The organism is Calderihabitans maritimus (genome assembly GCF_002207765.1).
Taxonomy (GTDB): domain Bacteria; phylum Bacillota; class KKC1; order Calderihabitantales; family Calderihabitantaceae; genus Calderihabitans; species Calderihabitans maritimus.
This window is the reverse complement of sequence record NZ_BDGJ01000126.1, coordinates 12,010-37,474: the sequence shown is the minus strand read 5'-3', so window position 1 is coordinate 37,474 and position 25,465 is coordinate 12,010. Positions and strand designations below refer to the sequence as shown.

26 protein-coding genes and 1 other annotated feature (1 of these 27 cut by a window edge) are annotated in these 25,465 nt (G+C 45.6%); all 26 genes read right to left on the bottom strand.

Going from position 1 to position 25,465, the window contains the following annotated elements; translation table 11 throughout:
- Window positions 1–38: 38 nt before the first annotated feature.
- The 26 genes from proB to KKC1_RS10855 all read right to left on the bottom strand — a co-directional run bounded on the left by proB (window position 39) and on the right by KKC1_RS10855 (window position 25,295).
- The gene (proB, locus tag KKC1_RS10980; protein ID WP_088554500.1) at window positions 39–1,175 is read right to left on the bottom strand and encodes a glutamate 5-kinase; all 1,137 of its coding nucleotides are present in this window, start codon (window positions 1,173–1,175) and stop codon (window positions 39–41) included.
- A gap of 16 nt (window positions 1,176–1,191) precedes the next feature.
- A complete protein-coding gene (gene yhbY / locus KKC1_RS10975; protein WP_088554499.1) occupies window positions 1,192–1,482 on the bottom strand; it encodes a ribosome assembly RNA-binding protein YhbY in 291 nt (96 codons plus the stop codon).
- A gap of 99 nt (window positions 1,483–1,581) precedes the next feature.
- A complete protein-coding gene (gene obgE, locus KKC1_RS10970; RefSeq protein WP_088554498.1) occupies window positions 1,582–2,856 on the bottom strand; it encodes a GTPase ObgE in 1,275 nt (424 codons plus the stop codon).
- Between the two features lie 63 nt (window positions 2,857–2,919).
- The gene (locus KKC1_RS10965; RefSeq protein WP_088554497.1) at window positions 2,920–3,507 is read right to left on the bottom strand and encodes a sensor histidine kinase; all 588 of its coding nucleotides are present in this window, start codon (window positions 3,505–3,507) and stop codon (window positions 2,920–2,922) included.
- Window positions 3,508–3,527: 20 nt separating this feature from the next.
- A complete protein-coding gene (locus tag KKC1_RS10960) occupies window positions 3,528–4,016 on the bottom strand; it encodes a TIGR00725 family protein (RefSeq protein ID WP_088554496.1) in 489 nt (162 codons plus the stop codon).
- Window positions 4,017–4,068: 52 nt separating this feature from the next.
- The gene (gene rpmA / locus KKC1_RS10955) at window positions 4,069–4,350 is read right to left on the bottom strand and encodes a 50S ribosomal protein L27 (protein ID WP_192868206.1); all 282 of its coding nucleotides are present in this window, start codon (window positions 4,348–4,350) and stop codon (window positions 4,069–4,071) included.
- A complete protein-coding gene (locus KKC1_RS10950) occupies window positions 4,343–4,684 on the bottom strand; it encodes a ribosomal-processing cysteine protease Prp (RefSeq protein ID WP_088554495.1) in 342 nt (113 codons plus the stop codon). The genes rpmA and KKC1_RS10950 overlap by 8 nt, the downstream gene beginning before the upstream one ends.
- Window positions 4,681–4,998 carry a 50S ribosomal protein L21 gene (gene rplU / locus KKC1_RS10945; protein WP_088554494.1) on the bottom strand — a complete coding sequence of 106 codons (318 nt, stop codon included), beginning with the start codon at window positions 4,996–4,998 and terminating at the stop codon, window positions 4,681–4,683. The genes KKC1_RS10950 and rplU overlap by 4 nt, the downstream gene beginning before the upstream one ends.
- A gap of 197 nt (window positions 4,999–5,195) precedes the next feature.
- Entirely contained in the window at window positions 5,196–6,188 is a 993-nt protein-coding gene (ilvC, locus tag KKC1_RS10940; RefSeq protein ID WP_088554493.1) for a ketol-acid reductoisomerase, read from the bottom strand.
- 81 nt (window positions 6,189–6,269) lie between these two features.
- Window positions 6,270–7,964 (bottom strand): Rne/Rng family ribonuclease, encoded by a 1,695-nt coding sequence (locus KKC1_RS10935; protein ID WP_088554492.1) that lies wholly within the window; start codon window positions 7,962–7,964, stop codon window positions 6,270–6,272.
- Between the two features lie 21 nt (window positions 7,965–7,985).
- Complete coding sequence (locus tag KKC1_RS10930) at window positions 7,986–8,684, bottom strand: TIGR03936 family radical SAM-associated protein (RefSeq protein ID WP_088554491.1); 699 nt, start codon at window positions 8,682–8,684, stop codon at window positions 7,986–7,988.
- A complete protein-coding gene (locus KKC1_RS10925; RefSeq protein WP_088554490.1) occupies window positions 8,656–10,551 on the bottom strand; it encodes a TIGR03960 family B12-binding radical SAM protein in 1,896 nt (631 codons plus the stop codon). Before KKC1_RS10925 ends, KKC1_RS10930 begins: the two co-directional genes overlap by 29 nt.
- A 164-nt stretch (window positions 10,552–10,715) precedes the next feature.
- On the bottom strand, window positions 10,716–11,405 hold the full coding sequence (locus KKC1_RS10920) for a M23 family metallopeptidase (RefSeq protein ID WP_088554489.1): 690 nt from the start codon (window positions 11,403–11,405) through the stop codon (window positions 10,716–10,718).
- Window positions 11,406–11,507: 102 nt separating this feature from the next.
- Window positions 11,508–12,644: a rod shape-determining protein RodA gene (gene rodA / locus KKC1_RS10915; RefSeq protein WP_088554488.1), complete on the bottom strand. Its 1,137-nt coding sequence runs from the start codon at window positions 12,642–12,644 to the stop codon at window positions 11,508–11,510.
- A gap of 145 nt (window positions 12,645–12,789) precedes the next feature.
- The gene (gene minE, locus KKC1_RS10910; protein WP_088554543.1) at window positions 12,790–13,065 is read right to left on the bottom strand and encodes a cell division topological specificity factor MinE; all 276 of its coding nucleotides are present in this window, start codon (window positions 13,063–13,065) and stop codon (window positions 12,790–12,792) included.
- Between the two features lie 26 nt (window positions 13,066–13,091).
- Entirely contained in the window at window positions 13,092–13,889 is a 798-nt protein-coding gene (gene minD / locus KKC1_RS10905; RefSeq protein ID WP_088554487.1) for a septum site-determining protein MinD, read from the bottom strand.
- Between the two features lie 39 nt (window positions 13,890–13,928).
- Window positions 13,929–14,309 carry a septum site-determining protein MinC gene (gene minC / locus KKC1_RS10900; protein WP_202820050.1) on the bottom strand — a complete coding sequence of 127 codons (381 nt, stop codon included), beginning with the start codon at window positions 14,307–14,309 and terminating at the stop codon, window positions 13,929–13,931.
- 213 nt (window positions 14,310–14,522) lie between these two features.
- A complete protein-coding gene (gene mrdA / locus KKC1_RS10895; protein ID WP_192868204.1) occupies window positions 14,523–16,580 on the bottom strand; it encodes a penicillin-binding protein 2 in 2,058 nt (685 codons plus the stop codon).
- 17 nt (window positions 16,581–16,597) lie between these two features.
- Complete coding sequence (gene mreD, locus KKC1_RS10890; RefSeq protein WP_088554484.1) at window positions 16,598–17,095, bottom strand: rod shape-determining protein MreD; 498 nt, start codon at window positions 17,093–17,095, stop codon at window positions 16,598–16,600.
- Between the two features lie 2 nt (window positions 17,096–17,097).
- A complete protein-coding gene (gene mreC / locus KKC1_RS10885) occupies window positions 17,098–17,865 on the bottom strand; it encodes a rod shape-determining protein MreC (protein WP_238134285.1) in 768 nt (255 codons plus the stop codon).
- A gap of 84 nt (window positions 17,866–17,949) precedes the next feature.
- Window positions 17,950–18,996, bottom strand: coding sequence for a rod shape-determining protein (locus KKC1_RS10880; protein ID WP_088554482.1), 1,047 nt, complete (start codon window positions 18,994–18,996; stop codon window positions 17,950–17,952).
- An 88-nt stretch (window positions 18,997–19,084) separates the two neighbouring features.
- Window positions 19,085–19,771, bottom strand: a complete 687-nt coding sequence (gene radC, locus KKC1_RS10875; RefSeq protein WP_088554542.1) for a RadC family protein — start codon at window positions 19,769–19,771, stop codon at window positions 19,085–19,087.
- A gap of 26 nt (window positions 19,772–19,797) precedes the next feature.
- Window positions 19,798–20,400: a Maf family protein gene (locus tag KKC1_RS10870; RefSeq protein ID WP_238134284.1), complete on the bottom strand. Its 603-nt coding sequence runs from the start codon at window positions 20,398–20,400 to the stop codon at window positions 19,798–19,800.
- A 109-nt stretch (window positions 20,401–20,509) separates the two neighbouring features.
- The gene (locus KKC1_RS10865; RefSeq protein WP_088554481.1) at window positions 20,510–21,148 is read right to left on the bottom strand and encodes a redox-sensing transcriptional repressor Rex; all 639 of its coding nucleotides are present in this window, start codon (window positions 21,146–21,148) and stop codon (window positions 20,510–20,512) included.
- A 159-nt stretch (window positions 21,149–21,307) separates the two neighbouring features.
- Entirely contained in the window at window positions 21,308–22,627 is a 1,320-nt protein-coding gene (locus tag KKC1_RS10860; protein WP_088554480.1) for a bifunctional folylpolyglutamate synthase/dihydrofolate synthase, read from the bottom strand.
- Window positions 22,628–22,652: 25 nt separating this feature from the next.
- Complete coding sequence (locus KKC1_RS10855; RefSeq protein ID WP_088554479.1) at window positions 22,653–25,295, bottom strand: valine--tRNA ligase; 2,643 nt, start codon at window positions 25,293–25,295, stop codon at window positions 22,653–22,655.
- 63 nt (window positions 25,296–25,358) lie between these two features.
- Window positions 25,359–25,465: a binding site (T-box leader), on the bottom strand (it continues 133 nt past the right edge of the window).

Sequence of the window (25,465 nt, the reverse complement as noted above, 5' to 3'; positions counted from 1 at the left end):
TTCTCCTCCCCATCCCTCTAAAACTGTAGGATATTAATTTATATTTTCACCGTCAAATTATTGCGGTGAATTACTTCATCATAATCCTTATGCCCCAACACTTCAGCAATTTCACTCGTGCGCCGACCCTTTATCTTATCAATATCCTGTGACGAATAGTTAACTATTCCTCGAGCTATTTCCACACCTTCGGGAGATATAACGCTAACTACATTTCCAGGCTCAAAATTACCCTCTACCCGAACCACTCCTATGGGTAGCAAACTCTTCCCGGCTTCTAAAATGGCATGCGCAGCACCGGCATCCACGTGTATTGCCCCCTGAATATCCGAACCATAAGCAATCCAACGTTTTTTAGAGTGTAATTTCGTTTCCCGGGGTATAAATAAAGTACCGGTAATTTCTCCCTGCAGGTTACGCCAGATAACACCTTCTTTAAACCCGTTAGCAATGATCATGGGGATACCAAAATTCATGGAAATTTTTGCCGCATGTAACTTGGTTTCCATTCCGCCGGTACCGAAAGTGGAACCGGCTCCTTCGGCCACTTTTTCCAAATCAGCGCTTATATCTTCAATAATGGTAAGCAATTTCGCATCAGGATCTTTCTGAGGATCGGCGGTATAAAATCCATCCGTATCGGTCAAAAGCATAAGGAGATCCGCGTCTACCAGCCCTGCCACTAACGCTGCCAATGTATCATTATCCCCTAAACGAATTTCCTCTACCGCTATGGTATCGTTTTCATTCACAATCGGAATAACGCGGTAATGCAACAGGGTAGCCAGAGCATTCCTGGCATTTAAGTATCTCTTTCGATCCGCCAAATCCTCCCGGGTCAAAAGAACTTGGGCAACCGTATGACCGTATTCGGCAAATAGTTTCTCGTACATATGGAGAAGAATTCCCTGCCCTACAGCCGCTGCAGCTTGCTTATCCGGAATAGTTCGCGGCTTTTCTCTAAAGCCTAATTTCCCCATGCCTGCTCCAACCGCTCCGGAAGTAACCAACACTATCTCTTTGCCCTGATTGGCAATATCGGCTACCTGTCGCACTATTTTTTCCAATTGAAATAAGTTAAGCTTGCCTGTAGAATGGGTCAAAGAACTGGTTCCTACTTTCACCACCAAGCGATTAGTTTGCTGCAGCCGTTTAACATAACTTTGGACCGCCATCAGTCCCCACCTTTCTCTAAGGCAGCTCAATAGTTGGCTTTTTCTGCGAACGGCGGTACAGCAGAAGATTGCGGCCAATTACCTGGACCAGCTCTGCCCCGGTCTGGACAGCCAAATTCTTACCTACTTCTTTGGGTTCTCTTCCACTGTTAGGCAGGATTCGTATCTTAATTAACTCTCTTGCTTCTAACGCTTCGTCAACCTGTTTGAGCAGGGCTTCGGTAATGCCGCCTTTGCCTACCTGAAGAATAGGATCAAGTCCGGTCCCCATAGCCCGCAAAAATCGTCTTTGTTTCCCGGTAAGCATAAGGTACACTAACTTAAAAAGTTAGTGTCGCACCTCCTTTAGGAAATACGCAGGATTATTATATCATATCTTATAATAAAATTTAAATAAAGAACCATATTACTGAAATTCAAACTCAACGTCTCCAATGCGAACCGTATCGCCTGGCTTGATTCCTTTAGCCCGCAAGGCGTCTTCCACTCCTATCCGAATCAGAAAATGCTGGAAACGCTTGACGGCAGCTTCATTTTCCAAATCGGTCATAGCCAGACGGCGCTCTATTTCTTTACCTTTAACTACAAATATTCCGTTCTCCTGCCTAACCTCAAATTCTTCCGCCCTCTCGACCTTAACCAAACGTCTGTGTTCATTTAATATTTCATGCTCAGGCTGCTCCTCTTCCAAGGTTTCCAAAAGTTCGGCTATACGGTATGTTAGCTGATCTATCCCTTCTCCCGTTGCGGCGGAAATAGGAAATATTTCGTAATTTTCCCCCAGTGCTCGCCTTAGACGCGCCAGGTTCTCTTCGGCACCAGGCAGATCCATTTTGTTGGCAGCAATAATCTGATAACGGCTGGCCAGTTCCGGTTTATACAACTGCAATTCACGATTAACGGTCTTATAATCCTCGATAAGATCCCTTCCCTCAACTTGAGCCGCGTCTAAAACATGTACTAGAAGGCGAGTACGTTCTACATGCCGTAAGAACTGATGCCCAAGACCTATTCCTGCATGAGCTCCCTCTACAAGACCTGGAATATCGGCAACCACAAAGCTTCTTTCATCATCAACCCGGACGACACCCAAATTGGGAACCAGGGTGGTAAAAGGATAGTCGGCGATCTTAGGACGGGCCGCTGAAATTCGCGAAATTAAGGTAGACTTGCCTACATTAGGAAACCCTATCAGCCCAACGTCGGCCAACAGTTTTAACTCTAACTCCAACCAACGCTCTTCGCCTGGTTCACCTTTTTCGGCAAAGGTCGGCACCCGGTTTCTTGAAGTAGCAAAACGGGCATTGCCCCTGCCTCCCCTTCCCCCTTTGGCTACTATAACTTTTTGACCGGGCTCTACCAGATCCGCTAAAACTTCTCCCGTATCCGCATCTCGAACCAGCGTTCCTAAAGGAACTCGAATAAGCAAATCTTCTCCATTTTTTCCATGTTTGTTCTTACCCTGACCGTGCCCGCCCCTCTCTGCTTTATAATGCCGCTTGTACTTGAAATCAACTAACGTACGTAAAGCAGGGTCAGCTTCTAAAATCACGTCACCGCCCCGGCCACCATCCCCACCGCTGGGGCCTCCTTCTGGAACATATTTCTCCCGACGAAAGGCGACTATACCGTTGCCCCCGTCGCCACCTTTGACATAAATTTTCGCTTTATCGTAGAACATATGGCATCCCCTTTATACCTTATATCATATTGCCTTTTTCTAGTATGGTCAGGTACTGCCTATCTATCCGGGCTTTCTAGGCAGTTCAACAGTAATCCGGCAACTTTCCCCTTTTATTTCTACAGAAAAATCGCAACCTGTACTAGACACCAAAGACTTCACCGGATCTATGCCTTCTTTCACCATTGCCAGCGACAGACCGGAGAAGGAAAGGCAATAGTCGAATACATAATTTTTATCGTCCTCTTTTATTGAAAGTGACAAGCTCTTGCTTTCCGTACCCTCCGCCAGCATCCGGATGAAAGAATTCCAGGTAACCTCTACCAGCTGATAAAGAGCATCACTCGGTATTCCCGGCTGGCGCATATCTGTTTCTGCCATTACAGTAGTCTTGATTTCTTTTTCCATTGCCTGCCTGACATAAGATAGTAGTAAAGCAACTAAAACCGGATCCGCCAATCGCATGACCGTGCCTGTACGTTGGATTTCCCTGGTTACTTCCTTTATGTACCCTAAAGCGCGGTCAGCCTTGTTTAATTGGAGCATTCCTTGAATTACTTGAAGTTGATTCAGGTAATCATGTTTCTGTATCCGCAACAGTTTAACCAAATTGGCAATAGCCAAATCCTTCCCAATACATGATTTCTCCATAAATTAACACTCCTTAAAGTTCACTCCATTCCCTGGTTAAGCTTTCCAACTGCCGTAATGGCTTTTTCAACCGCTTCTTGAGGCGAATGAGCAATAATTATATCCTCGATACACTTATCTTCTTTAAATAACTGCCAGGTATTGAGTCCTACCACTGGTTTCCCCATTTTCAGACCAAGCCCTATTTCCGATAGAGTCCCGTAACCACCGGATATGGCAATCAAAACATCGCAAGTTCTGGCTATAACGGCATTGCGAGCATCACCTAATCCTGTAGCAATAGCTATATGAAGGTAACAATTGCCTTCCTTCCGGTTGTTGCCAGGAAGTATACCTATAGCTATTCCTCCCGCTTCTCGTGCCCCTCTGGCTGCAGCTTCCATAACTCCACCCCGGCCGCCGCAGATAAGCACGGCTCCTCGGCGAGCAATTTCCCGTCCAACCTGACGTGCCGTCTCAGCTTCTTCCGGAGAACAGGTAGAAGCTCCAATAACTCCTATATAAATCATTTTTTCTCCCCCTGTTACAATAAACCCCCTGGCATCTACCAGGGGGGGTCGCTTAAATCGCTGCATATACACTGACCTGTTTCTTGTCTTTACCTTTTCGTTCAAACTTTACATAACCATCAATCAAAGCAAAAATAGTGTCGTCCTTTCCTATTCCAACATTATGCCCCGGATGAATCTTAGTACCCCTTTGTCTGACAATGATATTTCCAGCCTTCACCATCTGGCCCTCGTGCTTTTTAATTCCCAGTCTCTTGGCTTCACTATCTCGACCATTACGTGAGCTTCCCACACCTTTTTTGTGAGCAAACAACTGCAGGTTCATTTTAATCATTTTTTTCACCTCCTCTTTTAACCTGAAGATAGTCGCCGTATGCTTCCATGGTAGAAATTAATCCTAGATACATGGTTTCAAGAATCACATCAGCCTTTTCCCTTTCCGCGGGCAAGAGATTGGTCGGCAAGCGGCATTCCAGCAACCCGTCTTCAATATCCACTTCCACCGGTTGGGACAGGTAATTTTCAAGTCCAATCACTGCTGTTTGGGCCAAAACTGAAACAGCGGCACAAACAATATCTTGCCCATAAGGGCCATAATTGGCATGGCCTTTGATCCGAAAAGATGTGATTTGGTTTTTATTATTTTCTTCAAATTCTATTATAATCATTTTTCTATTTGAATCTTTTCTACCCGCACTTTAGAATACGGTTGCCGGTGCCCTTGCTTACGGCGATAATTCTTCTTAGGTTTATATTTGAAGACAATAATCTTTTTCCCCTTCCCGTGTTCTAATACTTTAAGGGTTACTTTTGCACCAGGAACTACCGGTGTACCTACCTGAAATTCATCTCCCTCTCCTACCGCCAAAACTTGATTAATTTCCAGTGTTTCTCCTTCCGGGACGTTTAATTTTTCGACTCTTAATACGTCTCCTTCCTTCACCCGGTACTGCTTACCACCTGTCTCAATGATAGCGTACAATTACATTACCTCCCCGTCTAAATACTCGCCAACGCCGGGCAGCTTTTACAGCTTTTTCAGCCCCCGTTGAGCGGTTTTAAAGACACACCTACAATCGTAAAGTCTATCATAACCGTCCTAAACTGTCAAGGTTAGTGGCTTTCGAATTTTAAAAAAAGAAACCCTTCCTGCTAAGCAGAAGGGTTTTTATACATGAACTATTTTTGTAGCCAGGGCATCATTTTACGCAACTCCGCACCCACTTTTTCAATGGGGTGTTCTTTGCCCTTTTTCGCCAGGCTATTAAACATAGGACGCCCCGCTCTGTTTTCTAAGATCCATTCCTTGGCAAACTTGCCGCTTTGAATTTCCGCCAACACCTTTTTCATTTCTTGTTTGGTCGCTTCATTTATGATGCGAGGACCTACCGTCATGTCTCCCCACTGAGCGGTATCACTTACCGAATAACGCATCATACTAATTCCACCTTCGTACATCAAATCAACAATCAGTTTCAACTCATGCAGGCATTCAAAATATGCAATTTCCGGCTGGTACCCCGCTTCCACTAGTGTTTCAAATCCCGCCATAATTAAATGGGACACTCCGCCGCAAAGTACCGTCTGTTCGCCGAATAAATCGGTTTCCGTTTCCTCTTTAAAAGTCGTTTCGATTACCCCAGCTCTAGTACAACCAATTCCCTTTGCATAAGCAAGGGCATAATCTTTTGCCTTACCGGAATAGTCCTGGTGAACGGCCAGCAATCCTGGTACCCCCATACCTTGTTGGTACATCCTACGCAATAGATGGCCCGGACTCTTAGGAGCAACTAAAATTACATCAATATTCTCCGGTGGAACAATCTGCGAATATACAATGTTAAAGCCATGGGAAAATACCAGTATGTCGCCCTCTTTTAAATTTTCTGCAATTTCCTGTTGATAAACCGTTCCCTGCACTTCATCAGGTACTAGAATTTGAATCACATCTGCTTGAGCGGCTGCCTCTGCCACCGTGGTAACTTCTAAACCGTCCGCCAGTGCCTGATCCCAGGACTTACTGCCCTTTCGCAAGCCTACTACTACATCCAAGCCACTGTCTTTCAAGTTTTGAGCCTGAGCATGGCCCTGGCTCCCATAGCCCATGACCGCAATCTTTTTACCCTTCAGCATCGATAAATCGGCATCGTGGTCGTAATACAACTTGGCCATTTACTAGTTCCTCCTTCTTAAATGTTTTATGTATTTAGTTAAGATTTTACATCATATTTCCAATTACCTGCAAGTTTTATCTCAATCTAATTCCGAAACTAATCGCGCTCTTGCCCAGGTGCGAAATACTTTAGTAACCTCTACCTCTACCTGCTGGCCGATCAAGGGAGCTGCTCCAGCCACATCCACTACGAATCCATGCACCCGGGCGATGCCATCATTTATATTGCTGGAATGAGGACTTTCTATTTTCACCTTCAGCCTCTGTCCGACTTCTACCGGTACGGCTAGTTTATCTATTTCTCCCTCATCATACAGAGGTTTGATCTGAACTTCTTCAATGTGAAGCGTTTCTTCACCCTTGATTAGCAACCGCTTATCAATCTTTTTTTCTAATTCCCTCAAATGGCTTCCACCCGGACCAATCAGAAGAGAAGCTACTGTTGGGTTGACTTCGACCAAAATCGCCGGTGCTTCCGTTTTCTGCGCCAGTTCTTTAATCTCTTTTTTCACCCGCAGGCTTACTGTCTCGTCCGATAGCACTTTCCCTTTTCCGTCACAATAAGGACAGTTCTTTAACAATACACTGTGTAACCCCTGCCGCGATTTTTTGCGGGTTAACTCCACCAACCCCAATTGGGTTAGGCCGAGAACATTGGTTTTTGTTTTGTCTTTGCGCAATTCTTCCTCCAGGGTTTTTAATACCATTTCCTGGTGGGCAGCGGACTCCATATCTATAAAATCAATAATAATAATTCCTCCTATATTGCGTAGACGCAGTTGCCGGGCAATTTCCACCGCTGCCTCCAGATTAGTTTTTAGGACTGTATCGGCCAAATTGGTGCTCCCTACAAACTTACCGGTGTTAACATCAATAGCTGTAAGAGCCTCCGTCTGGTCTATTACAATATAGCCGCCACATTTTAGCCAAACTTTTCTTTTCAAGGCCTGTTCTATCTGAGCAGTGACGTTATAAGCATTAAATAAATCCCTATTTTCCATCAAATGTACTTTGTTTTTTAAATGCGGGGCAATAATGTCTAAAATATCCATAACCTTCTCGTAAGCGTAACGGCTATTCAGAAGCAAACGGTCAACATTTTCGGTAAACAAATCCCTCAATATCCGCTGGAGCAGTCCCAGGTCTTTATGAATTAAGCTCGGAGCGGGACTGTGATGAGCCTTATTTTGTATCTTTTTCCACAAGGCAACGAGCGCTTCTACGTCGCTCTTCAGCGCATCGGTAGTCATCCCGTCGGCCACGGTACGGACGATTACTCCCATATTCTCCGGTTTTACTTTTTGGGCCAGTCCTTTAAGTCGTTCCCTTTCTGCCTCATCCTCTATACGCCGGGAAATACCTACGTAGTCAACCGTAGGCATCAGGACCACGTAGCGTCCCGGCAAAGTGACGCGAGTAGTAACCCGAGCGCCCTTGGTGCCAATAGGCTCCTTGGAAATCTGCACTATTACTTCTTGTCCGACTTTCAATACATCATCAATGGAAGGGACCGGTCGCCCTTCCATACCGCCCTCCGAGTTACCACGGGCCGGAAGGGCATCTTCTACGAACAGGAAGGCATTCTTATCCAGACCAATATCTACAAAAGCCGCCTGCATTCCCGGTAAAACATTTTCAACCTTACCTTTGTAAATGTTACCCACCAATCGCTGGTTAAGGGAACGTTCCAGGTAAATTTCTACTAACAGATGATTTTCTAACACTGCTACAGCAGTTTCGTCTTCATCAACCTGTATAAGGATCTCCTTATACATGCAGGTCATCTCCTCACAAATTCAGACTACCTCCATTGGAGATAGATAGTTATCTCCCTCTTTAACGTATAGGGCCTCCCGGTGGATGCTGAGAACAGACAATTGTGCCTTACCTTCCAGTTCCTGAGCGAGGGCATGCACCACTTCTTCAGGCCGAACGTTATCGCCGCTACCCGTTGCTACCTTCATGTGGACATTGAAACAGCGATTGACAAGACTGCCGGTTAGACAGTAAATCCCTTCTCTAATATTTTTACGTTTAACACCCTTTTTCGTCTCCCTTTCCACCGGAATATAATTCCGGGCCAATAAACTTTTTATCGCCTCTTCAAATTCTTTTTCTGTCAATAGCTTATCTACTTCGCCTCGGACCTGATAAACAGCACAGTTGATGACGGCCATTAATGCCGTAGCCTTTAAAGGAATTTCCTCAACTTTTCGTACGACTATTCCTTGCGGCAGCTGCTGCTGCAGCTTCTCTTTAAATTGCGACACTGGAATTCTACGTTTTAGTTCGACATCCATGTATTCCCGAGAACTAGTTATCCCAACAGCCAAGGCCGGCCCAAAGGATATTCGAGGATGGGGATGGAAACCCCGGGTGAAACTTAAGGGGATGGCTCCTCGTCTCATAGCCCTTTCGAATACTTTAAGCAGTTCCAAATGAGATAAAAATTTGGCTAGTTTTTCTTTAGTAAATTCTATTCTTAACCGCTGCATTTCTCGTGTCCCCACCCTTCTGAACGACAGCCACCCCAAACCGGGAGCAGATTCCACAACCGGGGCAGTTAACAAAACGGCAGTCTCCTGTAATTTCTCCTCGGAGGGCCTTCTGATGTTCCCGTATCAGGTACTTCTTGGTAACCCCTACGTCAATATGATCCCAAGGAAGAACTTCATCATATTTTATTTTCCTATGCGCATAAAACCCAGGGTCTACATTACATTCTTTAAAAGCATCAAGCCAGCTCTGAAAGCGGAAATGCTCCGTCCAGCTATCGAATTTACATCCTTTTCGCCAAGCAGCTTCCAGAACTTTTCCAAGCTGGCGGTCACCTTTGGCGAAAACGGCTTCCAGAAAGCTTACTTCTGCCGCATGCCAATTGTAAGTTATATGCCGGTCCCGGAGAAGTGATTTTAAGTAAGATTGCTTTTTCTTCAGCACCTCGATTTCATCTTGAGGTTCCCACTGTAACGGAGTGTGAGGTTTAGGAACAAAAGAAGAAACACTAACGGTAACTTTCACTCTCTTTCGGACACCCTGTTCTTTCAGTGTCTTTTGGCCCAATTCCACTACTTTCCGGGCCAATTCGGCAATCCCTTCCAGGTCCTTCTCCGTTTCGGTAGGCAACCCAATCATAAAGTAAAGTTTAATACTGGTCCAGCCGGCGCTAAAAGCTGCCTGGGCGGCTTCTAGGAGAGCTTCTTCAGTCACGCCTTTGTTAATCACATCGCGTAAACGCTGGGTTCCTGCCTCAGGAGCAAAAGTGAGCCCTGTCTTTCGGACCCGTTGAATTTCCTCAGCCAAACCTACCGAAAACGCATCTGCTCTAAGGGAAGGCAGAGAAATACCTACTCCCTGTTCCCCGTAAATATTAACCAGCCTATTTATCAAAGGTTCTATGCAACTGTAATCCGTCGTACTGAGAGAAGTAAGGGAAATTTCGTCATGTCCTGTCTTCCGCACCAGTTCTTCTGCTTGTTTTAAAAGCGTCTGTGGGCTTCTCTCCCTCACCGGTCGGTAAATTATACCGGCCTGGCAAAAACGACAGCCGCGAGTACAACCCCGCAAAACCTCCAGCATTATCCGGTCATGTACGATTTCCATGAACGGAACTATGGGATTTGTGGGAAAGTACGCTTTGTCCAGATCGGCTACCACTCTTTTTTTAATCCGTTTCGGAACCCCCGGCCGGTTAGGCTCAATTTTCTTGAACTTTCCCTCCTGATAAGTTACATCGTAAAAGGCCGGAACGTAGACACCGGGTATCTTGACTACTTCTTCCATAACTCGGTCCCGGTCAGCTCTCAGGCCGTTTTTCTTATTTTTCTTAATAACCGCCAGTACTTCAAGCAGTAGTTCCTCGCTTTCTCCCAAAAGAAAAATGTCAATAAAGTCCGCCAGTGGTTCTGGATTTAAAGCACATGGGCCTCCTGCTATGATCAAGGGATGTTTCGAAGTTCGGTCAATTGACCGCAACGGGATGCCTGCCAAGTTCAGCATATTGAGGACATTGGTGTAACTCATTTCATATTGGAGAGTAAATCCAACCACATCAAATTCGGACAAAGGACGGTAGGATTCCAAGGTAAACAAAGGCAAATTGTATTGGCGAAGCATTTCCTCCATATCCACCCAAGGAGCGAAAACCCGCTCCATGAGCATGTCCTTTTGCTCATTCACCAAGCCGTAGAGAATGCGGAGGCCTAAATGCGACATGCCTACCTCATAAACATCGGGAAAGGCAAAAGCCATCTTTACGGCTACATCGTCCCAAGGCTTATGTACTGCGTTCCACTCGGTCCCAAGATAGCGCGTCGGTTTTTCTACCTTTGGCAGAATCTTTTCCGTAACCCAATCCCTCATTTGTTACCCCCTCGATTTTTTACCGTTAGTATTGGAATAAATTGCCGCCGTTTATACCCGTTATTCTGCTTTGTTCTTTCGACAACCGCCTTATAATTTCCTTTAAATGTTATAGTTATAAAATTACCCTGAGGTTTCAGAGCAATCTAAAGAAATCCCTGAAATTATATTTTCGCACCGGTTCCTATTAGTAAAATTACCGGGTCAATAGGCCGATCATTCTTGCGCACTTCAAAATGTATATTGGTAAATTCTTTTTCTTCTGCCCATGATGTTTTGGCAATTATCTGCCCCTTTTTTACCCGGTCGCCGCGGCCTACCAATATTTCTCCCAGACCTGCATAAATAGTCTTGAGACCGTTCTCATGCATTATTTCTATCCGACGGCCCATAGCCGGATGGTTATCAACTTTAAGTACCCGTCCTGGCAAAACTGCTCTCACCGGAACCCCGACACGAGTTTTAATATCTATTCCCTGGTGAAAACGAGGGTGTCCTTTGACTTCCACCCAGCCAAAGGCGCGAACAGTCTCTCCTGAAACGGGCACGGGTATCATATCCTCATCCTTGTTTAAAGAAGTCATAACCTGGAACACTTTTTCTTCAAAGCTATCCTGCCACACTTTTCGGCTGGCCACCTGCTCGAACCAGGGCCCCCAGTCGGCTGCCGGTGAAGTCAAATAAAATTTCACCGCCCGTTGAAATTCTTTGAGTGCAGGATGTTCAATACCAAAGATAGTAAACACTATAAGGAAGAAAATGATTGTTCCTGCGATTCGCTTCAACCTTCGCCGGCTTAAAAACAAATTCAATCGCCATTTTTGTCTTCCCCCCCGCCCCCAATTATTTTTCACCGGTTACCCTCCCTGGACATGCAAGCTTTGTACTAGATATATTAATAAATCTATGGGAATATGACTGATAAAAAAAGAACCAACTTTCCGTTGGCTCAAAATCTAAAACACTATTTTCTGCCTTCGTAAATTCACGCTTAAAACGAGACCTAAGGCAAGCATATTGGTCAGCATGGAACTCCCTCCATAACTGAATAAGGGGAGAGGTAAACCGGTAATAGGCATCACGCCTATAGTCATGCCCACATTAACCAGGATGTGAAAAGCAAACATAGATACTACACCCGTCACCAGCAGAACACCGAAGACATCTTTAGCGTTTAAAGCAATTTTCATGGCCCGGTAAAGGAGGGAAAAATACAGCGACAGCAGAAAGACCGCTCCTATAAAACCGAATTCCTCGCCTACAACTGAAAAAATAAAATCCGTATGGTGTTCTGGTAAGAAGTTAAGTTGCACTTGAGAACCTCGGTTCCATCCCTTACCCCAAATATGGCCCGAGCCGATGGCTACCTGAGACTGAATAATATGGTAACCGGCACCGCGTCCCCCTTGCCCGTCATTATAGGGGTTCAAAAAAACCACTAAGCGCATCAATTGATAATCTTTTAACGGAATGGGTAAACCAAATTGATAGTGAAGAAATAAGGCCAACAAAATTACCGCTATACCGGCGGCTATTATACCAATCAGCAAAGCAGGCCGGGCCCCGGCTATATATAACATGCCAAACAGAATAGCCATCAGTACCAGAGAAGTCCCTAAATCGGGCTGCTTCATAATGAAAAGCATCGGAATACCTACATGGACAAAAGCCGGGAGAAGATCTCTTAAACGCTCTAATTTGCCTTTTCTCTGTTCAAGGAAATGAGCCAGAGTAACAATGAGTATTATTTTAGAAAATTCCGAAGGCTGGAAAAGAAAAGGGCCGAGCTGGATCCAGCGTTCCGCTCCCTTGGCCTCTTTTCCGATAAACAATACCGCCAGAAGCATTAATAGATTGGCTACATATAGAAACCGCGTATAGTTCACCAGTTGAGCATAATTTATCGCCGCCATTACTCCCGCCGCGAAAATTCCAAATATTATCCATACCAGTTGTTTCTTAACAAAATATAAAGGGTCGCTGGTTACGTTCGAGGAAGCACTAGTTAAAACTACCAGGCTGGCCGCTAAAATAAAAATGATGTTGCCTATGAACAAATAATCCAGATTGCGCAGCAATCTCCGCTCAAGCATCGGTCTCCCCTTCCGCTTTCATTATACTACAAGGGATCCCTTTTGCCTATTAACCAAAACTAACCTTTTTATAAGTAAAATACGGTTTTACAAAAAAAAATAACCTGTTCTAAGAAACAGGCCCTGTGAAGAAATTGCCCAAAGCTTAATTGTTGGGACTTCGTTTTAAGCGAATAACAGGTATATTTGCTACCAGTGCCACTGAATCCGCTTCCCGGTTAAGACTGACTTCCAACGACTTTTCATCTATTTCCATATAGTTGGAAATAACTTTTATCAAATCCTCTTTTAATGCTTCCAGAATATGCGGAGACATACTAGTGCGGTCATGTACCAAAACCAACCGTAACCGTTCCTTTGCAACTTGTTTGCTGGAATTAGCTGTATCCCGTCCAAAAAAGCGCTGCAGGAATTCAAGCAACATCTTCGCCCCCTCTCATCAAATTATCATTTCATGCCGATCAGCTTTTTCAAACGAGCCATAAAACCTTGCTCTGCTTCAAGATTCATCAAGGGCACCTGTTCCCCTTTAATCCGTCGGGCAATATTGCGATAAGCCTGACCTGCTCGAGAATGATTGTCCAAAACTGCCGGCTCTCCCCGGTTGGTAGAAACAACAATGGTCTCGTCCTCTGGAACAACCCCCAAGAGATCTACAGCCAGAATTTCTATCATATCATCGATATCCATCATATCACCTTTTTTAACCATATCTGGACGTATACGGTTGATGATTAACTTGGGGTTCCGTAGTTCTGCAGCTTCCAGAAGGCCAATAATACGATCGGCATCTCTCACCGCTGAAACTTCAGGCGTAGTAACTACAATAGCTTCTTCCGCTCCGGCTATAGCATTTTTGAATCCCTGCTCAATACCAGCCGGACAGTCAATAATCACGTAGTCGAATTCCTCCCGCAATGCTTGACAAAGTTCTTTCATCTGGTCCGCCGTAACCGCCGTTTTATCTTTGGTTTGAGCCGCCGGAAGTAAAAACAGATTTTCATCAAATCTCTTGTCCTTAATTAGCGCCTGTTTCAACCGGCAGTGACCGTTAACCACATCGACCAGATCATAAACTATACGGTTTTCCAGCCCTAAAACAACATCCAAATTTCTTAACCCGATATCGGTATCAACTAAAACTACCTTCTCCCCTAAACTGGCCAAACCGGTACCGATATTGGCCGTGGTAGTGGTTTTGCCTACGCCACCTTTGCCTGACGTGATCACTATTACTTTGCCCATGCAGGTTCCTCCTCTTACTCTTAATTTAGATCGAGTAATTTATCCTGATTGCCGTTCGCCGCCAGGGAAGTATCTTTCTATTACGACGTTTCCGCCTTTAATCCTTGCCACCTCCGGTTGCGTTGGTTCTAATTTTTCTTCTCCATCGGGCGCTCGGGTAATATGATTGGCTATGCGCAACTGAGTTGGTTTCAACCGGAAAGCGATAACCATCGCTCTTTCGTTACCTGCTGCACCGGCATGAGCCATACCCCTGAGCGAGCCCATCACCACGATATTACCTGCTGCCACTACTTCTGCTCCCGGGTTAACATCTCCCATTATGACCACATGTCCCGGATAATGGATACTCTGACCGGAGCGCAGAGTACGCTGAACCAAAATAGTATCGTATTCTGTAACATAATCTTCAGTCCTGATTTCATAGGATTCTTTTTTGACAGATAGTCCTCCTAATTCCTGTTGCCCGTATAACTCTTTCACCTCAATCTCCTCCCAAGGAGCTACTCGCCAACCCTTAATAACTTTCCTTTATTACCTAAAACGGGAAAAATTAACTATTAGAAAGTTCTACGCAAACCTTTTAAATCCTGCTCCCGGCGTCAAAAAGTCCGGATCGTCAATGATCCGGATTTATTCGGAAACAACATCAGAGGTCATTACATTTTCTTCTAACTGCAATCCAAAATACTCGGCAAAAACCGCCCGGGCAACTTTTCCTGCTGAGCTGCTACCGTTTCCCCCGTATTCAATTATTCCAGCGAACGCAATTTCAGGAGCATCAGCCGGAGCAAAAGCTATAAATAAACCATGGAAATCTTTTTTCGGATCATCGCCCGAGCGCCCGGTCTGAGCCGTCCCTGTCTTGGCTGCCACAGCCAGTTCTGGTGGAAAATCCTTAAACAGGAAATAAGCTGTTCCCCCCGGTTCTGTCACAGCGCGCATGCCGCGTCGTACATGAGCCATGGTTTCCGGAGATACAGAAACCTGTCCCAACAGTTCAGGTTCAAAAGTTTTGATAACCTTCCCCTCCGGAGAAACTATTTGATGCACTAAATACGGCCTCCACCGATTGCCACCATTGGCCAAAGTGGCTACATAATTGGCCAGTTGGATAACAGTATAACTGTTGGCCCCTTGTCCGATAGCTGTATTAAAGGTATCGTAGGGGTGCCATTTTTTTTCCCAATTCAACTGAATCTGATATTCCAAATTCAGTTGCCGCATTCTCTGCTCTTGTTCCTCCAAAATTCTGTCCCGCTCCTCATAGGTAGTTGCCTGCATTAATTTTTGAGTGTATACTTCTTCTAATTTTTTTCTTCGTTCTTGAAAACGTTGTTGAATAGTACGGGCAACTACTTCTTCCTTCCATTGCGGGCTGGGCAAAATTCCTGCCTCTTCACCTAATATTCCCTGGACACCTGTCTTGCTACCTAACCCGAATTCTTGGGCCACTTGAACAATCTTATCAATACCCGTACGATATCCGGCCTCCTGAAAATAAGTGTTACAGGATACAGCGATAGCCTGGTACAAATTAACTATCCCGTGGGGTTTCCAGCATTTAATATAAGGGGGACGCCAGTAACGTCCGGTACAGTTGACGGTAAAAGAAGGATCAAGGCCCGCTTCCAGGGCAGCCATAGCAGTAATTGGTTTGAAAGTGGACCCTGGAGGGTAAGTCCCCTGGACGACACGGTTAAAAGCCGGCCTTAATTTAGGATCGTTATAGTAACTCTTCTTCTCCTGGTACGAACCATCTACAAAATCATTAGGATTCATTTCCGGCTTGCTGGCCATGGCTAAAATAGCCCCAGTACGAACATCTAACACCACGGCAGCTCCCGCACCAGCCTTGGGATTCTCCTCTTTTATATCGGCAATAACCTCATCCATAGCGTCTTCCAGAACCCGCTGGAGATCAATATCTAAAGTCAAAATCAGACTATCTCCGGGGACCGGGGCTATGGCACCGGGCAATTCCCGTACAATCTGATCTCTAACATTAACTTCCACCTGTCGGAACCCTTTTCTTCCTCTCAGGCCGATTATTCTCGGTTCATCTTTCCACAATTCAAATACTTTTTCCAGCCCCGTCTTACCTATTTTATCGTTTAACTCGTAATTGTACTCACGGTAGGTCTCCAGTTCCTGTTCATTTATCTGGCCGATGAAACCCAAAATGTGACCGGCCAACGAACCGTTAGGATAATAGCGCATGGGTGCTGCTTCAATAATGACTCCCGGTAACTCAGCCCTGCGTTCCTCTATGCGGGTTATAACTTCCCAAGCCTCGGTTCCCCAAGGTATCCGCTTTATTTCCACCGGTTCATAGCGGGGACGGTGTTCCTTCACCTTTGCCTTCACCGTTTCTACGGTAATCTTGGGATCATTGAGTATCTCTACCAGCCTTCTTATCACTTCTTCCTGTTCTTCTCCTCGAAGGCTGCTGGAAATGGAAACCGAAAAAACCGGTTTGCTGGTAGCCAATACCTGCCCATTCCGATCCAATATATCCCCTCGTCGAGCTGGAATTCGTAGCGAGCGTATCCGATTTTCTCTTGATTGCATTTCAAATTCTTGGGCTTGTACTACCTGCAAAAAAAACAAACGGGCTACCAGAAATATAAACATCAAAATTATCAAAATTAGGTAAACCGTAAGTTTTCTTTCTATTGCTTTATCAGCCATAAATTTTTCCCCTTTTATCATTTGGTGTTAAGACCTTTCAGCCATCCCCGGGTAGCCGAAGCGTAAAATTTCCCATAAAGGATAAGCCCCAGAAAACTGTTATATAAAGCCTGACCCAGTAAGTAATAGCCCCCGGGAAATTCTACCCTTGCGCTCACCAAACTCCGTAGCAACAGGCAAAGGGTTTCGTTTACAACCGTAGCTAAAAAAAGAGCTACAAATGGAACCAACAAGTTGTCTTTATAAAACTTTTTTTCTCCCAGGCCAATGAGATACCCGGTGAATGCCCGGACCAAGGCATTTAAGCCAATATATCTGCCTATTACAAGATCTTCCATCAAGCCGTAAATAACTCCTATGTAAGTTCCGGTCTTTGATCCATAAAAAATGGCCATAAACACTATTATAAGCAATAGAATATCCGGCTTAGCACCAAAGACAGCTAAGTAATTAAGCAGCGAAGTTTCTAAAACTATAGACACGACACCCAGAACAATTAACAAAATCACTCGCACCTTTAGTCTCCTTCGTACACCCTGTTGATAATCATAACTTCCTCCAGGCGGTCAAAATCTACAAAGGGGCGAACCATGGCCTTTTTCATCAACTGATTAGGCAAAGGTATAACCTCGGTCACATACCCGATTCTCAGTCCCTTGGGGAAGATGCCCCCCAGCCCTGAAGTTATTACCGTCTGGTTGGGCCGAACGGGAGCATCAAAAGGTAGATGAATCATTTGCAGCATTCCGCTGTCATCTCCCAAACCCTCTACAACTCCCGGTGTCCGGGTAAGTTGGATCATAGCTCCAACTGCTCCTTCTCGATCCAGCAACAGCAGGACCTCCGCCGTATTTTGACTGACTGCTACCACCCGACCTACCAGCCCCTGATAAGTTACGACCGGCATATCCTTAGTTACTCCGTCTCGCAGCCCCCGGTCAACGGTGATCGTATGGTACCATTTCTTTAATTCCCGACCAATGACCCGCGCACTGATATAATCAAACTGCCGGCTGGAAGTTTCCTTTAATTTCAGCAGTTCCCTCAACCGAATATTTTCCAAACGGTATTCCTGCAGACGGGAGTTTAAAATTCGCAGTTGGCCAATTTCCTTCTTCAGCCGCTGGTTTTCCAATTCCAAGGCTTTAACCCGTTTGAAATAAACAAAGAACTCGTTAATCTTGTGGGAAACAGTCGTAGCCCCGCTTTGCAGCGGGGCTAATAAATCTCGGACCAAAACCTCGACGTAAGTCAAAGCAGGTCGTTCTACAGAAGTCCATCTCATGATTGAAAAAACCAGTATTATCAGTAGTACTCCTGCCAACAGATTTCTCATCGAACTAAAACGGGGCAAATAGACCACGCCTTTCTATCCCCATTTACGAGCAGTAGGGATTAACACCTTCCTCAAAACTTCAATATTTTCCAACGCCTTACCGGTTCCATTGGCTACGGCAGCTAAAGGGTCTTCCGCCAGATGTACTGGCATACCCGTTACTTCACTTACCAGCCGATCCAACCCCCATAGCAAAGAGCCTCCTCCAGCCATAACAATACCTCTATCCATAATATCAGCCGCCAGTTCAGGGGGGGTTTTCTCCAAACATATCTTGATGGCATCTAAGATACTAGTAACAGGTTCAGACAAGGCCTCTTTAACTTCTTCCGCCGTTATGCTGATAGTCTTGGGTAAGCCTGTAACCAAGTCTCTCCCTCTAACCTCATAAGTTTTATGCCTTCTTTCTTGATCTGCTTCCGAATCTCCAAAAAAGGCTGCTCCGATAGTTATCTTTATTTCCTCCGCAGTTCTCTCTCCTATCATCAAATTATAAGTTCGTTTTATATGCTGAACTATAGCTTCATCCATTTCATCGCCGCCAATTCGAATTGACTTGCTGGTCACAATGCCGCCCAAAGAGATGATAGCAACCTCTGTTGTACCACCACCTATGTCTACTACCATATTCCCCGTGGGTTCATGAACAGGCAGACCGGCCCCGATAGCCGCAGCCATGGGCTCTTCAATTAAATATGCTTCCTTGGCTCCTGCCTGACGGGCAGCTTCCCGTACCGCCCGCTCTTCTACCGCCGTAACCCCGGTAGGTACGCATACCACTACCCGAGGCTTAAATAAGAAGGTTCTACGGCGTAAAGCTTTATTAATAAAATAGCGCAACATGCTTTGGGTTATGTCAAAATCGGCAATTACGCCGTCCTTCATAGGACGAATAGCGACAATATTCCCCGGGGTCCTTCCGATCATGCGTTTTGCTTCTTCTCCTACGGCAAGTACTTCATGAGTATCCTGCCGGATAGCAACTACTGAAGGTTCTTGCAAAACTATTCCCTTGCCCTTAACATGTACTAAAGTATTGGCTGTACCTAAATCTATTCCCAAATCTTTAGCAAAAATCATGTCCGTTTTTCCTCCTCATGTCCTATACCAACATTATATTACAGCGACAAAATTCCTAGCAAGGGAAACATTTTCCGCCCCACAACCCTTAAATTAAGCCTTTTTCTTTCATGCTCAGATATTTTCCGTCCCCGATAATCACATGATCAAGAACCTTGATACCCAAAATTTGGCCCGCTTCCGCCAAACGGCGAGTGACGTCAATATCCTCTTGACTGGGAGTGGGATCACCGCTGGGATGATTATGGACCAATACCAGAGCAGCAGCACTGCGTCGGATAGCCTCTTTAAAAAGTTCCCGGGGATGAACAATCGAAGAATTGAGGCTGCCTACAGATACAGTGTCCATGGCAATAACCTGATTCTTGGTGTTTAAAGAAATAGCTCGAAAATGCTCTCGGTCAAGATAGCGCATTTCTTCCATAACCAGCCTGATTACATCTTCGGGAGAACGTATACACGGTCTTAACTCCGAACTAGAAGTAGCTAGCCTTCGCCCCAGCTCTACCGCTGCTTTGATCTGGGCCGCTTTCGCCAATCCCATTCCCTTAATACTGCTGAGTTCTTCGATGGAAGCTTCGACCAAATAGCGGAGGCCGTTCGGCCTACAGAGTAATTTCTGAGCCAAATCCAAAGCAGTCTCTCGGGCAGATCCGGTGCGGATTAAAATGGCCAGCAGTTCGGCATTAGAAAGGGCCTGCGGACCTACCTGTAGCATACGTTCTCTGGGACGCAACTCCTCCGGCAATTCTTTTATAGTCAACCGATAATCCAATTCCTCGACCATCAGCTTCCCTCCGTCTATTTTAAAACATAAACTCCGAATTTTTTAAATTCCTCTACCAGTCGCCCTAAGGGTAACCCTACTACGTTAAAATAACATCCTTCAATCTTCTCTACCAACGCCGCACCCAAACCCTGTATCCCATAGCCTCCCGCTTTATCCATCGGTTCTCCAGAAGCTACATATGCCCAAATTTCTCTTTCCGTAAGGGGTTTGAAAAAAACTCTGGTAGTAACATGAAAAATTGATTTTTTGCGGCTCTCCAAATGTATTAAAGCCACTCCGGTGATAACCTCATGCATGTCTCCCTGCAGTTGCAACAACATTCTTGCCGCCTCCTCCTTGGTACGGGGTTTACCCAGAACAGTACCCCGGTGTACCACCAGAGTGTCTGCCCCCAAAACCAGACTATCACGTAGCTGTTCACCGACCGATAAAGCCTTAGCCATAGCCAGTTGACATGCCAATTCTGACGGCGTTCCGAGCAATTCTTTATCCTCGGTCACATGGCTCGGCATTACTCTAAAATCAAGGCCGATTTGCTTTAAAAGCTCCTGCCGGCGTGGGGAAGCCGAAGCTAGAACTATCTGCAAGATAATTCCCGGGTTAACCGGGTGCACCTCCTTTCCTAAGGTAAGCTACCCTAGTAGCTATCGTTTCCTTATGGCATAACAAAATTCCTGCCTTTGGGTGCTACTTATAAAAAAAGCGCCCCCCACGGCGCCATTGTTAATAATATTTTCGACGATAGCTCAAATTGAAAGTAAGTATTTCCAAGTTCACCGACAGGTCAACATTTCTTAATTCTACTTCTGCAGGTACATTAAGAACCTTAGGAGCAAAATTCAAAATCGCTTTAACCCCCGCTTCTACCAAGAGATTGGACACTTCCTGGGCATGATCGGCGGGAACAGCTATGATGCCAATTTTCACGTCTTCTTCCTCAACTACCTCCTTCAACCGGCTCATGGGGTATACTTCCACGTTGTTCAACCGGTGGCCTATTTTGTTAGGATCATTATCAAAAATACCAACTATATTGAAACCCCGTTCCCTGAAACCGGCATACATACAGAGAGCCGTACCCAAATTTCCTGCTCCTACAATAATAACCGGCCACTGATAGTTTAGTCCCAGTATTTTCATAATATGGCGATGAAGATCCTTAACATTATAACCCACTCCGCGAGTACCAAACTCCCCGAAGTAGGCTAAGTCTTTCCGTACTTGCGCCGGACTTACACCTACTCCCTCGGCTATGTCGTTAGAAGAAACAGTAACAACGCCCCGGCGGTCCAATTGTGAAAGATAACGCGAGTACACAGATAGGCGCATTATAGCTGCTTCCGGTATTTTAAGCGTCTTCACAGGAATTCCTCCCCTACTCAATTTTCCTCCTCGATTTCTTCCTCAACTACCCCAGGCTGCTTCTGACATTAGCTCCCAAATTCTACAAAATACTACAAGAGCCTTTCCTAAATAAGTACGATAAATACCAGCAAAATCCTCTTTTTCTCATGAAATTTCTTACAACCGGATATTACTACCCTTTCCTAAATTTCTCAACAAATATTCTCTCGCTTCTGCCACCATGTAAAAGGAACCGGTAATACAAATCAGATCTTCCGGCAGAGCCAACTGTAAGGCTCTATCAACGGCCTCCGTTATCGAGGGAAACATGTAAACGTCCCGGACTATCTTCTTTACCTCCTCAGCCAGGTATTCCCAGTCCCCCGCCCGGGGGCTGTTAGGCCTCGTGACCACCACCGCCTGCGCCAACGGTGCCAGTAAACCTATCACCTTTTCCCTCTCTTTGTCAGCTAGCATACCCATAACCAATATTAAACGACGGTATGGAAAAAGTTCGGTCAAGGCCCGGCGCAGGGATAAAGCGCCGTCGACATTATGGGCAGCGTCAATCAAAATCAATGGGGTTCTGCTTAAGATCTCCAACCGAGCTGGCCAGGAGGTCTTAGCCAGTCCGGATTTAATAGCTCGTTCGGAAATAACAATATGATGAAATCCCAGCGCTTCCAGGGCGGCTATCGCTGTAGCTGCATTAGTCAATTGGTGCCTTCCCAAAAGAGGTATAAAAAGGTCCCGGTACTCCTGTCGCATCCCCCGGACATGAAAGCGCTGCCCGGTTAAATTGCATTCAATTTCTTCCAAGGTAACCTCTTTACCGACCCGAATGAGCCGGGCCTCTTTTTCCCGACAGACATCGCTGATAACCTTTAGGGCTTCCTTATTCTCGGCTGCCGTCACTACATATCCTTTCTCCTTGATAATACCTGCCTTAACCCGCGCAATCTCTTCTATCGTACTGCCTAGATAATCCATATGATCCATCCCAACGTTGGTAATGACACTCACTAAAGGGACCACTACATTGGTGGAATCTATAGCTCCCCCTAGCCCTACTTCAAGTACCACAAAATCCACTTTTTCTTCAAAAAAGTACAGAAAACCAAGGGCAGTAATAACTTCAAATTCCGTCGGGTGTTCGTGCCCTTCCACCACCATCCGGTCCAGAAGAGGTCTAAGCCTGGTTATAATCTCGGCAAACCTTTCGGGAGCAATTTGCACTCCGTTAATCTGGACTCGCTCGCAATAAGAATGTAGGTGTGGAGAGGTGAAGGTGCCTACCCGGTAGCCTTCTTCTTCCAATACTTTGGCAATCATAGCTACGGTAGACCCCTTCCCGTTGGTTCCTCCTACATGAATTACTCTTAAACTTTTATGAGGATCTCCTAACATATACAGTAAATGTTTTATGCGATCAAGACCAAAATTAAAACCAAATTTAGTAAGATGCTGTAAGTACTCTAAGGACTCCCGGTAGTTCAATGCTTTTTCCCTCTCCCTTTAGGTTCTAACCCTTCAACATGCTTAACCGCTGTTCGAGTATCTGTTGTTTTCTTTCAAATTCTAGTTTCTTAGCTTTTTCTTTGTCAACTATCTCCCGCGGCGCCTTGGACAGGAAACCTTCGTTGCTTAACTTCTTCTTAACTCTTTCCAATTCCTGTTTCACTTCTGCCAACTCTTTCTCTAAACGTTCTACCTCCCGGTCTATATCGATAAGCCCTTCCAGAGGCATGAAGATTTCTATCCCGTTTTCAACCGCAGTAGCAGCTTTTGCTGGTTTTTCCTCTATCCTCTCCCGGAGGGTTACCGGCGCAGCGTTGGCTAAGTTCTTTAGATAGCTCATACCCTCCTCCAATATTTTCAAGGCCTCTGCGCTGTTAGCTGCCAAGATCACTTCTGCCTGCCGGTTCGGCGGCACGTTCATTTCACTGCGGAGATTTCGCACGGCACGAATTACGTTCATGAGCAGTTCCATTTTCTGCTCCGCTTCTCTGTCCTCCCTCTCAGGCTCGTCTTCAGGCCAAGATGCTATCATAATGCTCTCTCGATCTTGAGGTAGGTGGTGCCAAATTTCTTCCGTAATGAACGGCATGAAGGGATGAAGAAGTCTCATAGTCCCGCCTAAAACATAATTAAGTACATACTGCGCAGTTCTCCTGGATTCCGGGCTTTCCTTACCGTACAAGCGGGGTTTAATCAGTTCTATATACCAGTCACAAAACTCAGTCCAGATAAATTCGTAGAGAATGCGGGCAGCTTCCCCTAGTTCATACTTTTCCAAAAGACGCGTCACTTCTTTGACCGTCCTAGAATAACGACTTAAAATCCAGCGGTCCGCCAAGGTATATTCCCGGGATACTTCTTCTGGTTCTTCATAGTCGCTAAGGTTCATAACGGCAAAGCGGGAGGCATTCCAAATTTTATTGCAGAAGTTGCGAACTCCTTCCAGTCTTTCAAAATGGAAGCGCAAATCATTGCCCGGAGTATTACCCGTAACCAGCATGAAACGCAGCGTGTCCGCCCCGTACTGGTCAATAACTTCAATAGGGTCGACACCGTTACCTAACGACTTGCTCATCTTACGTCCCTGAGCGTCAAGCACCAGCCCGTGAATAAATACCTCCCGGAAGGGTACCTCTTTCATAAATTCCAGGGACATAAAAATCATCCGGGCCACCCAGAAAAAGATTATGTCCCTCCCTGTTACCAGAACGTTGGTAGGGTAGAAATAGTTTAACTCGGGAGTTCTTTCAGGCCAACCCAAAGTAGAAAAAGGCCATAGAGCAGAGCTGAACCAGGTATCCAAAACGTCAGGGTCCTGTACTAATTCCGAACTGCCACATTTAGAACACTTATCAGGATCTACGGTTTCACAAATAATTTCTCCGCACTCCTGGCAGTACCATACGGGGATACGGTGACCCCACCACAATTGGCGCGATATGCACCAGTCTCGGATATTCTCCATCCAGTTAAGGTAAATTTTGGTGAAACGTTCCGGCACAAAACGTATTCTTCCTTCTTTTACCGCCCGGATAGCCGGTTCTGCCAGCGGTTTCATCTTGACAAACCATTGTTCCGAAACCAGCGGTTCGATAATTGTATCGCAACGGTAACACTGTCCTACTGCGTGGCTATAATCTTCCACATTGACCAAGAAACCTTCTTCTTTAAGCTGTTCCAGCAGCTGCTTGCGGCATTCATAGCGCTCCATCCCCTGGTACTTGCCGGCTTCTTTCGTCATGCGGGCATTCTTATCAATCACCACGACAAAAGGTAAGTTGTGCCTTAAGGCAATTTCAAAGTCGTTAGGATCATGGGCCGGCGTAATCTTAACTGCACCGGAACCGAATTCCGGATCCACGTACTCATCAGCAATAATGGGGATTTCCCGGCCGACCACTGGCAATATAACAGAACGACCAATCAGGTGTTGGTACCTTTCATCCTCCGGGTGAACGGCAACGGCTGTATCCCCCAGCATAGTTTCCGGACGGGTAGTAGCAACTACAATGTATTCATCACTGTCTTTTACCGGGTAACGAATATGCCAGAGATTGCCTTCCCGCTCCTGGTGTTCCACTTCAATGTCCGAAATAGTAGTTTGGCATTTCGGACACCAGTTAATAATATAATTGCCCCGGTAAATCAATCCTTTTTTATACAAACGCACAAAAACTTCTCGTACCGCTCGGGAACAGCCTTCGTCCATGGTGAACCTTTCGCGACTCCAGTCGCAAGAAGATCCCAGCAGGCGCAATTGGCTGGTGATTTTATTTCCGTACTGGTGTTTCCAGTCCCAAACTCTTTCCAGAAACTTTTCCCGGCCTAAATCATATTTGCTTAATCCTTCTTTGGCTAACTCCTCTTCCACTCGGGCCTGGGTGGCAATTCCTGCGTGGTCAGTTCCCGGCACCCACAAGGCGTTGTATCCCTGCATCCGCCTCCAGCGAATTAAAATATCCTGCAACGTATTGTCCAGAGCATGTCCCAAGTGCAGGGAACCGGTAACGTTAGGTGGCGGCATCACGATGCAAAAAGGCTCTTTCTCCTCATCTACCGGAGCATAAAAGTAATTCCGTTCATTCCAGTAGTGATACCATTTCTCTTCTACTTTTTTCGGGTCATAGGTTTTCGAAATTTCCTGCACTACTTTCTACCCCCCATTTCAGCCTCTGTATCTTTTCAACCAAAAAATAAAAGCTTCTTCCCCCCTAAGGACGGAAGAAGCTCTTCCGTGGTACCACCCTAGTTTCCTACGCATACGATCGAACCGAAGGCGTAGGACTCTCTAAAGCTATAACGGGCTACCCGGTTAAG

Bases quoted from the DNA above. Each gene is read 5' to 3' on its own strand.
- proB (WP_088554500.1), bottom strand. From the start codon at position 1,175: ATGGCGGTCCAAAGTTATGTTAAACGGCTGCAGCAAACTAATCGCTTG.
- yhbY (WP_088554499.1), bottom strand. From the start codon at position 1,482: ATGCTTACCGGGAAACAAAGACGATTTTTGCGGGCTATGGGGACCGGA.
- obgE (WP_088554498.1), bottom strand. From the start codon at position 2,856: ATGTTCTACGATAAAGCGAAAATTTATGTCAAAGGTGGCGACGGGGGC.
- KKC1_RS10965 (WP_088554497.1), bottom strand. From the start codon at position 3,507: ATGGAGAAATCATGTATTGGGAAGGATTTGGCTATTGCCAATTTGGTT.
- KKC1_RS10960 (WP_088554496.1), bottom strand. From the start codon at position 4,016: ATGATTTATATAGGAGTTATTGGAGCTTCTACCTGTTCTCCGGAAGAA.
- rpmA (WP_192868206.1), bottom strand. From the start codon at position 4,350: ATGATTAAAATGAACCTGCAGTTGTTTGCTCACAAAAAAGGTGTGGGA.
- KKC1_RS10950 (WP_088554495.1), bottom strand. From the start codon at position 4,684: ATGATTATAATAGAATTTGAAGAAAATAATAAAAACCAAATCACATCT.
- ilvC (WP_088554493.1), bottom strand. From the start codon at position 6,188: ATGGCCAAGTTGTATTACGACCACGATGCCGATTTATCGATGCTGAAG.
- KKC1_RS10935 (WP_088554492.1), bottom strand. From the start codon at position 7,964: ATGTATAAGGAGATCCTTATACAGGTTGATGAAGACGAAACTGCTGTA.
- KKC1_RS10930 (WP_088554491.1), bottom strand. From the start codon at position 8,684: ATGCAGCGGTTAAGAATAGAATTTACTAAAGAAAAACTAGCCAAATTT.
- KKC1_RS10925 (WP_088554490.1), bottom strand. From the start codon at position 10,551: ATGAGGGATTGGGTTACGGAAAAGATTCTGCCAAAGGTAGAAAAACCG.
- rodA (WP_088554488.1), bottom strand. From the start codon at position 12,644: ATGCTTGAGCGGAGATTGCTGCGCAATCTGGATTATTTGTTCATAGGC.
- minD (WP_088554487.1), bottom strand. From the start codon at position 13,889: ATGGGCAAAGTAATAGTGATCACGTCAGGCAAAGGTGGCGTAGGCAAA.
- mrdA (WP_192868204.1), bottom strand. From the start codon at position 16,580: ATGGCTGATAAAGCAATAGAAAGAAAACTTACGGTTTACCTAATTTTG.
- mreC (WP_238134285.1), bottom strand. From the start codon at position 17,865: ATGAGATGGACTTCTGTAGAACGACCTGCTTTGACTTACGTCGAGGTT.
- KKC1_RS10880 (WP_088554482.1), bottom strand. From the start codon at position 18,996: ATGATTTTTGCTAAAGATTTGGGAATAGATTTAGGTACAGCCAATACT.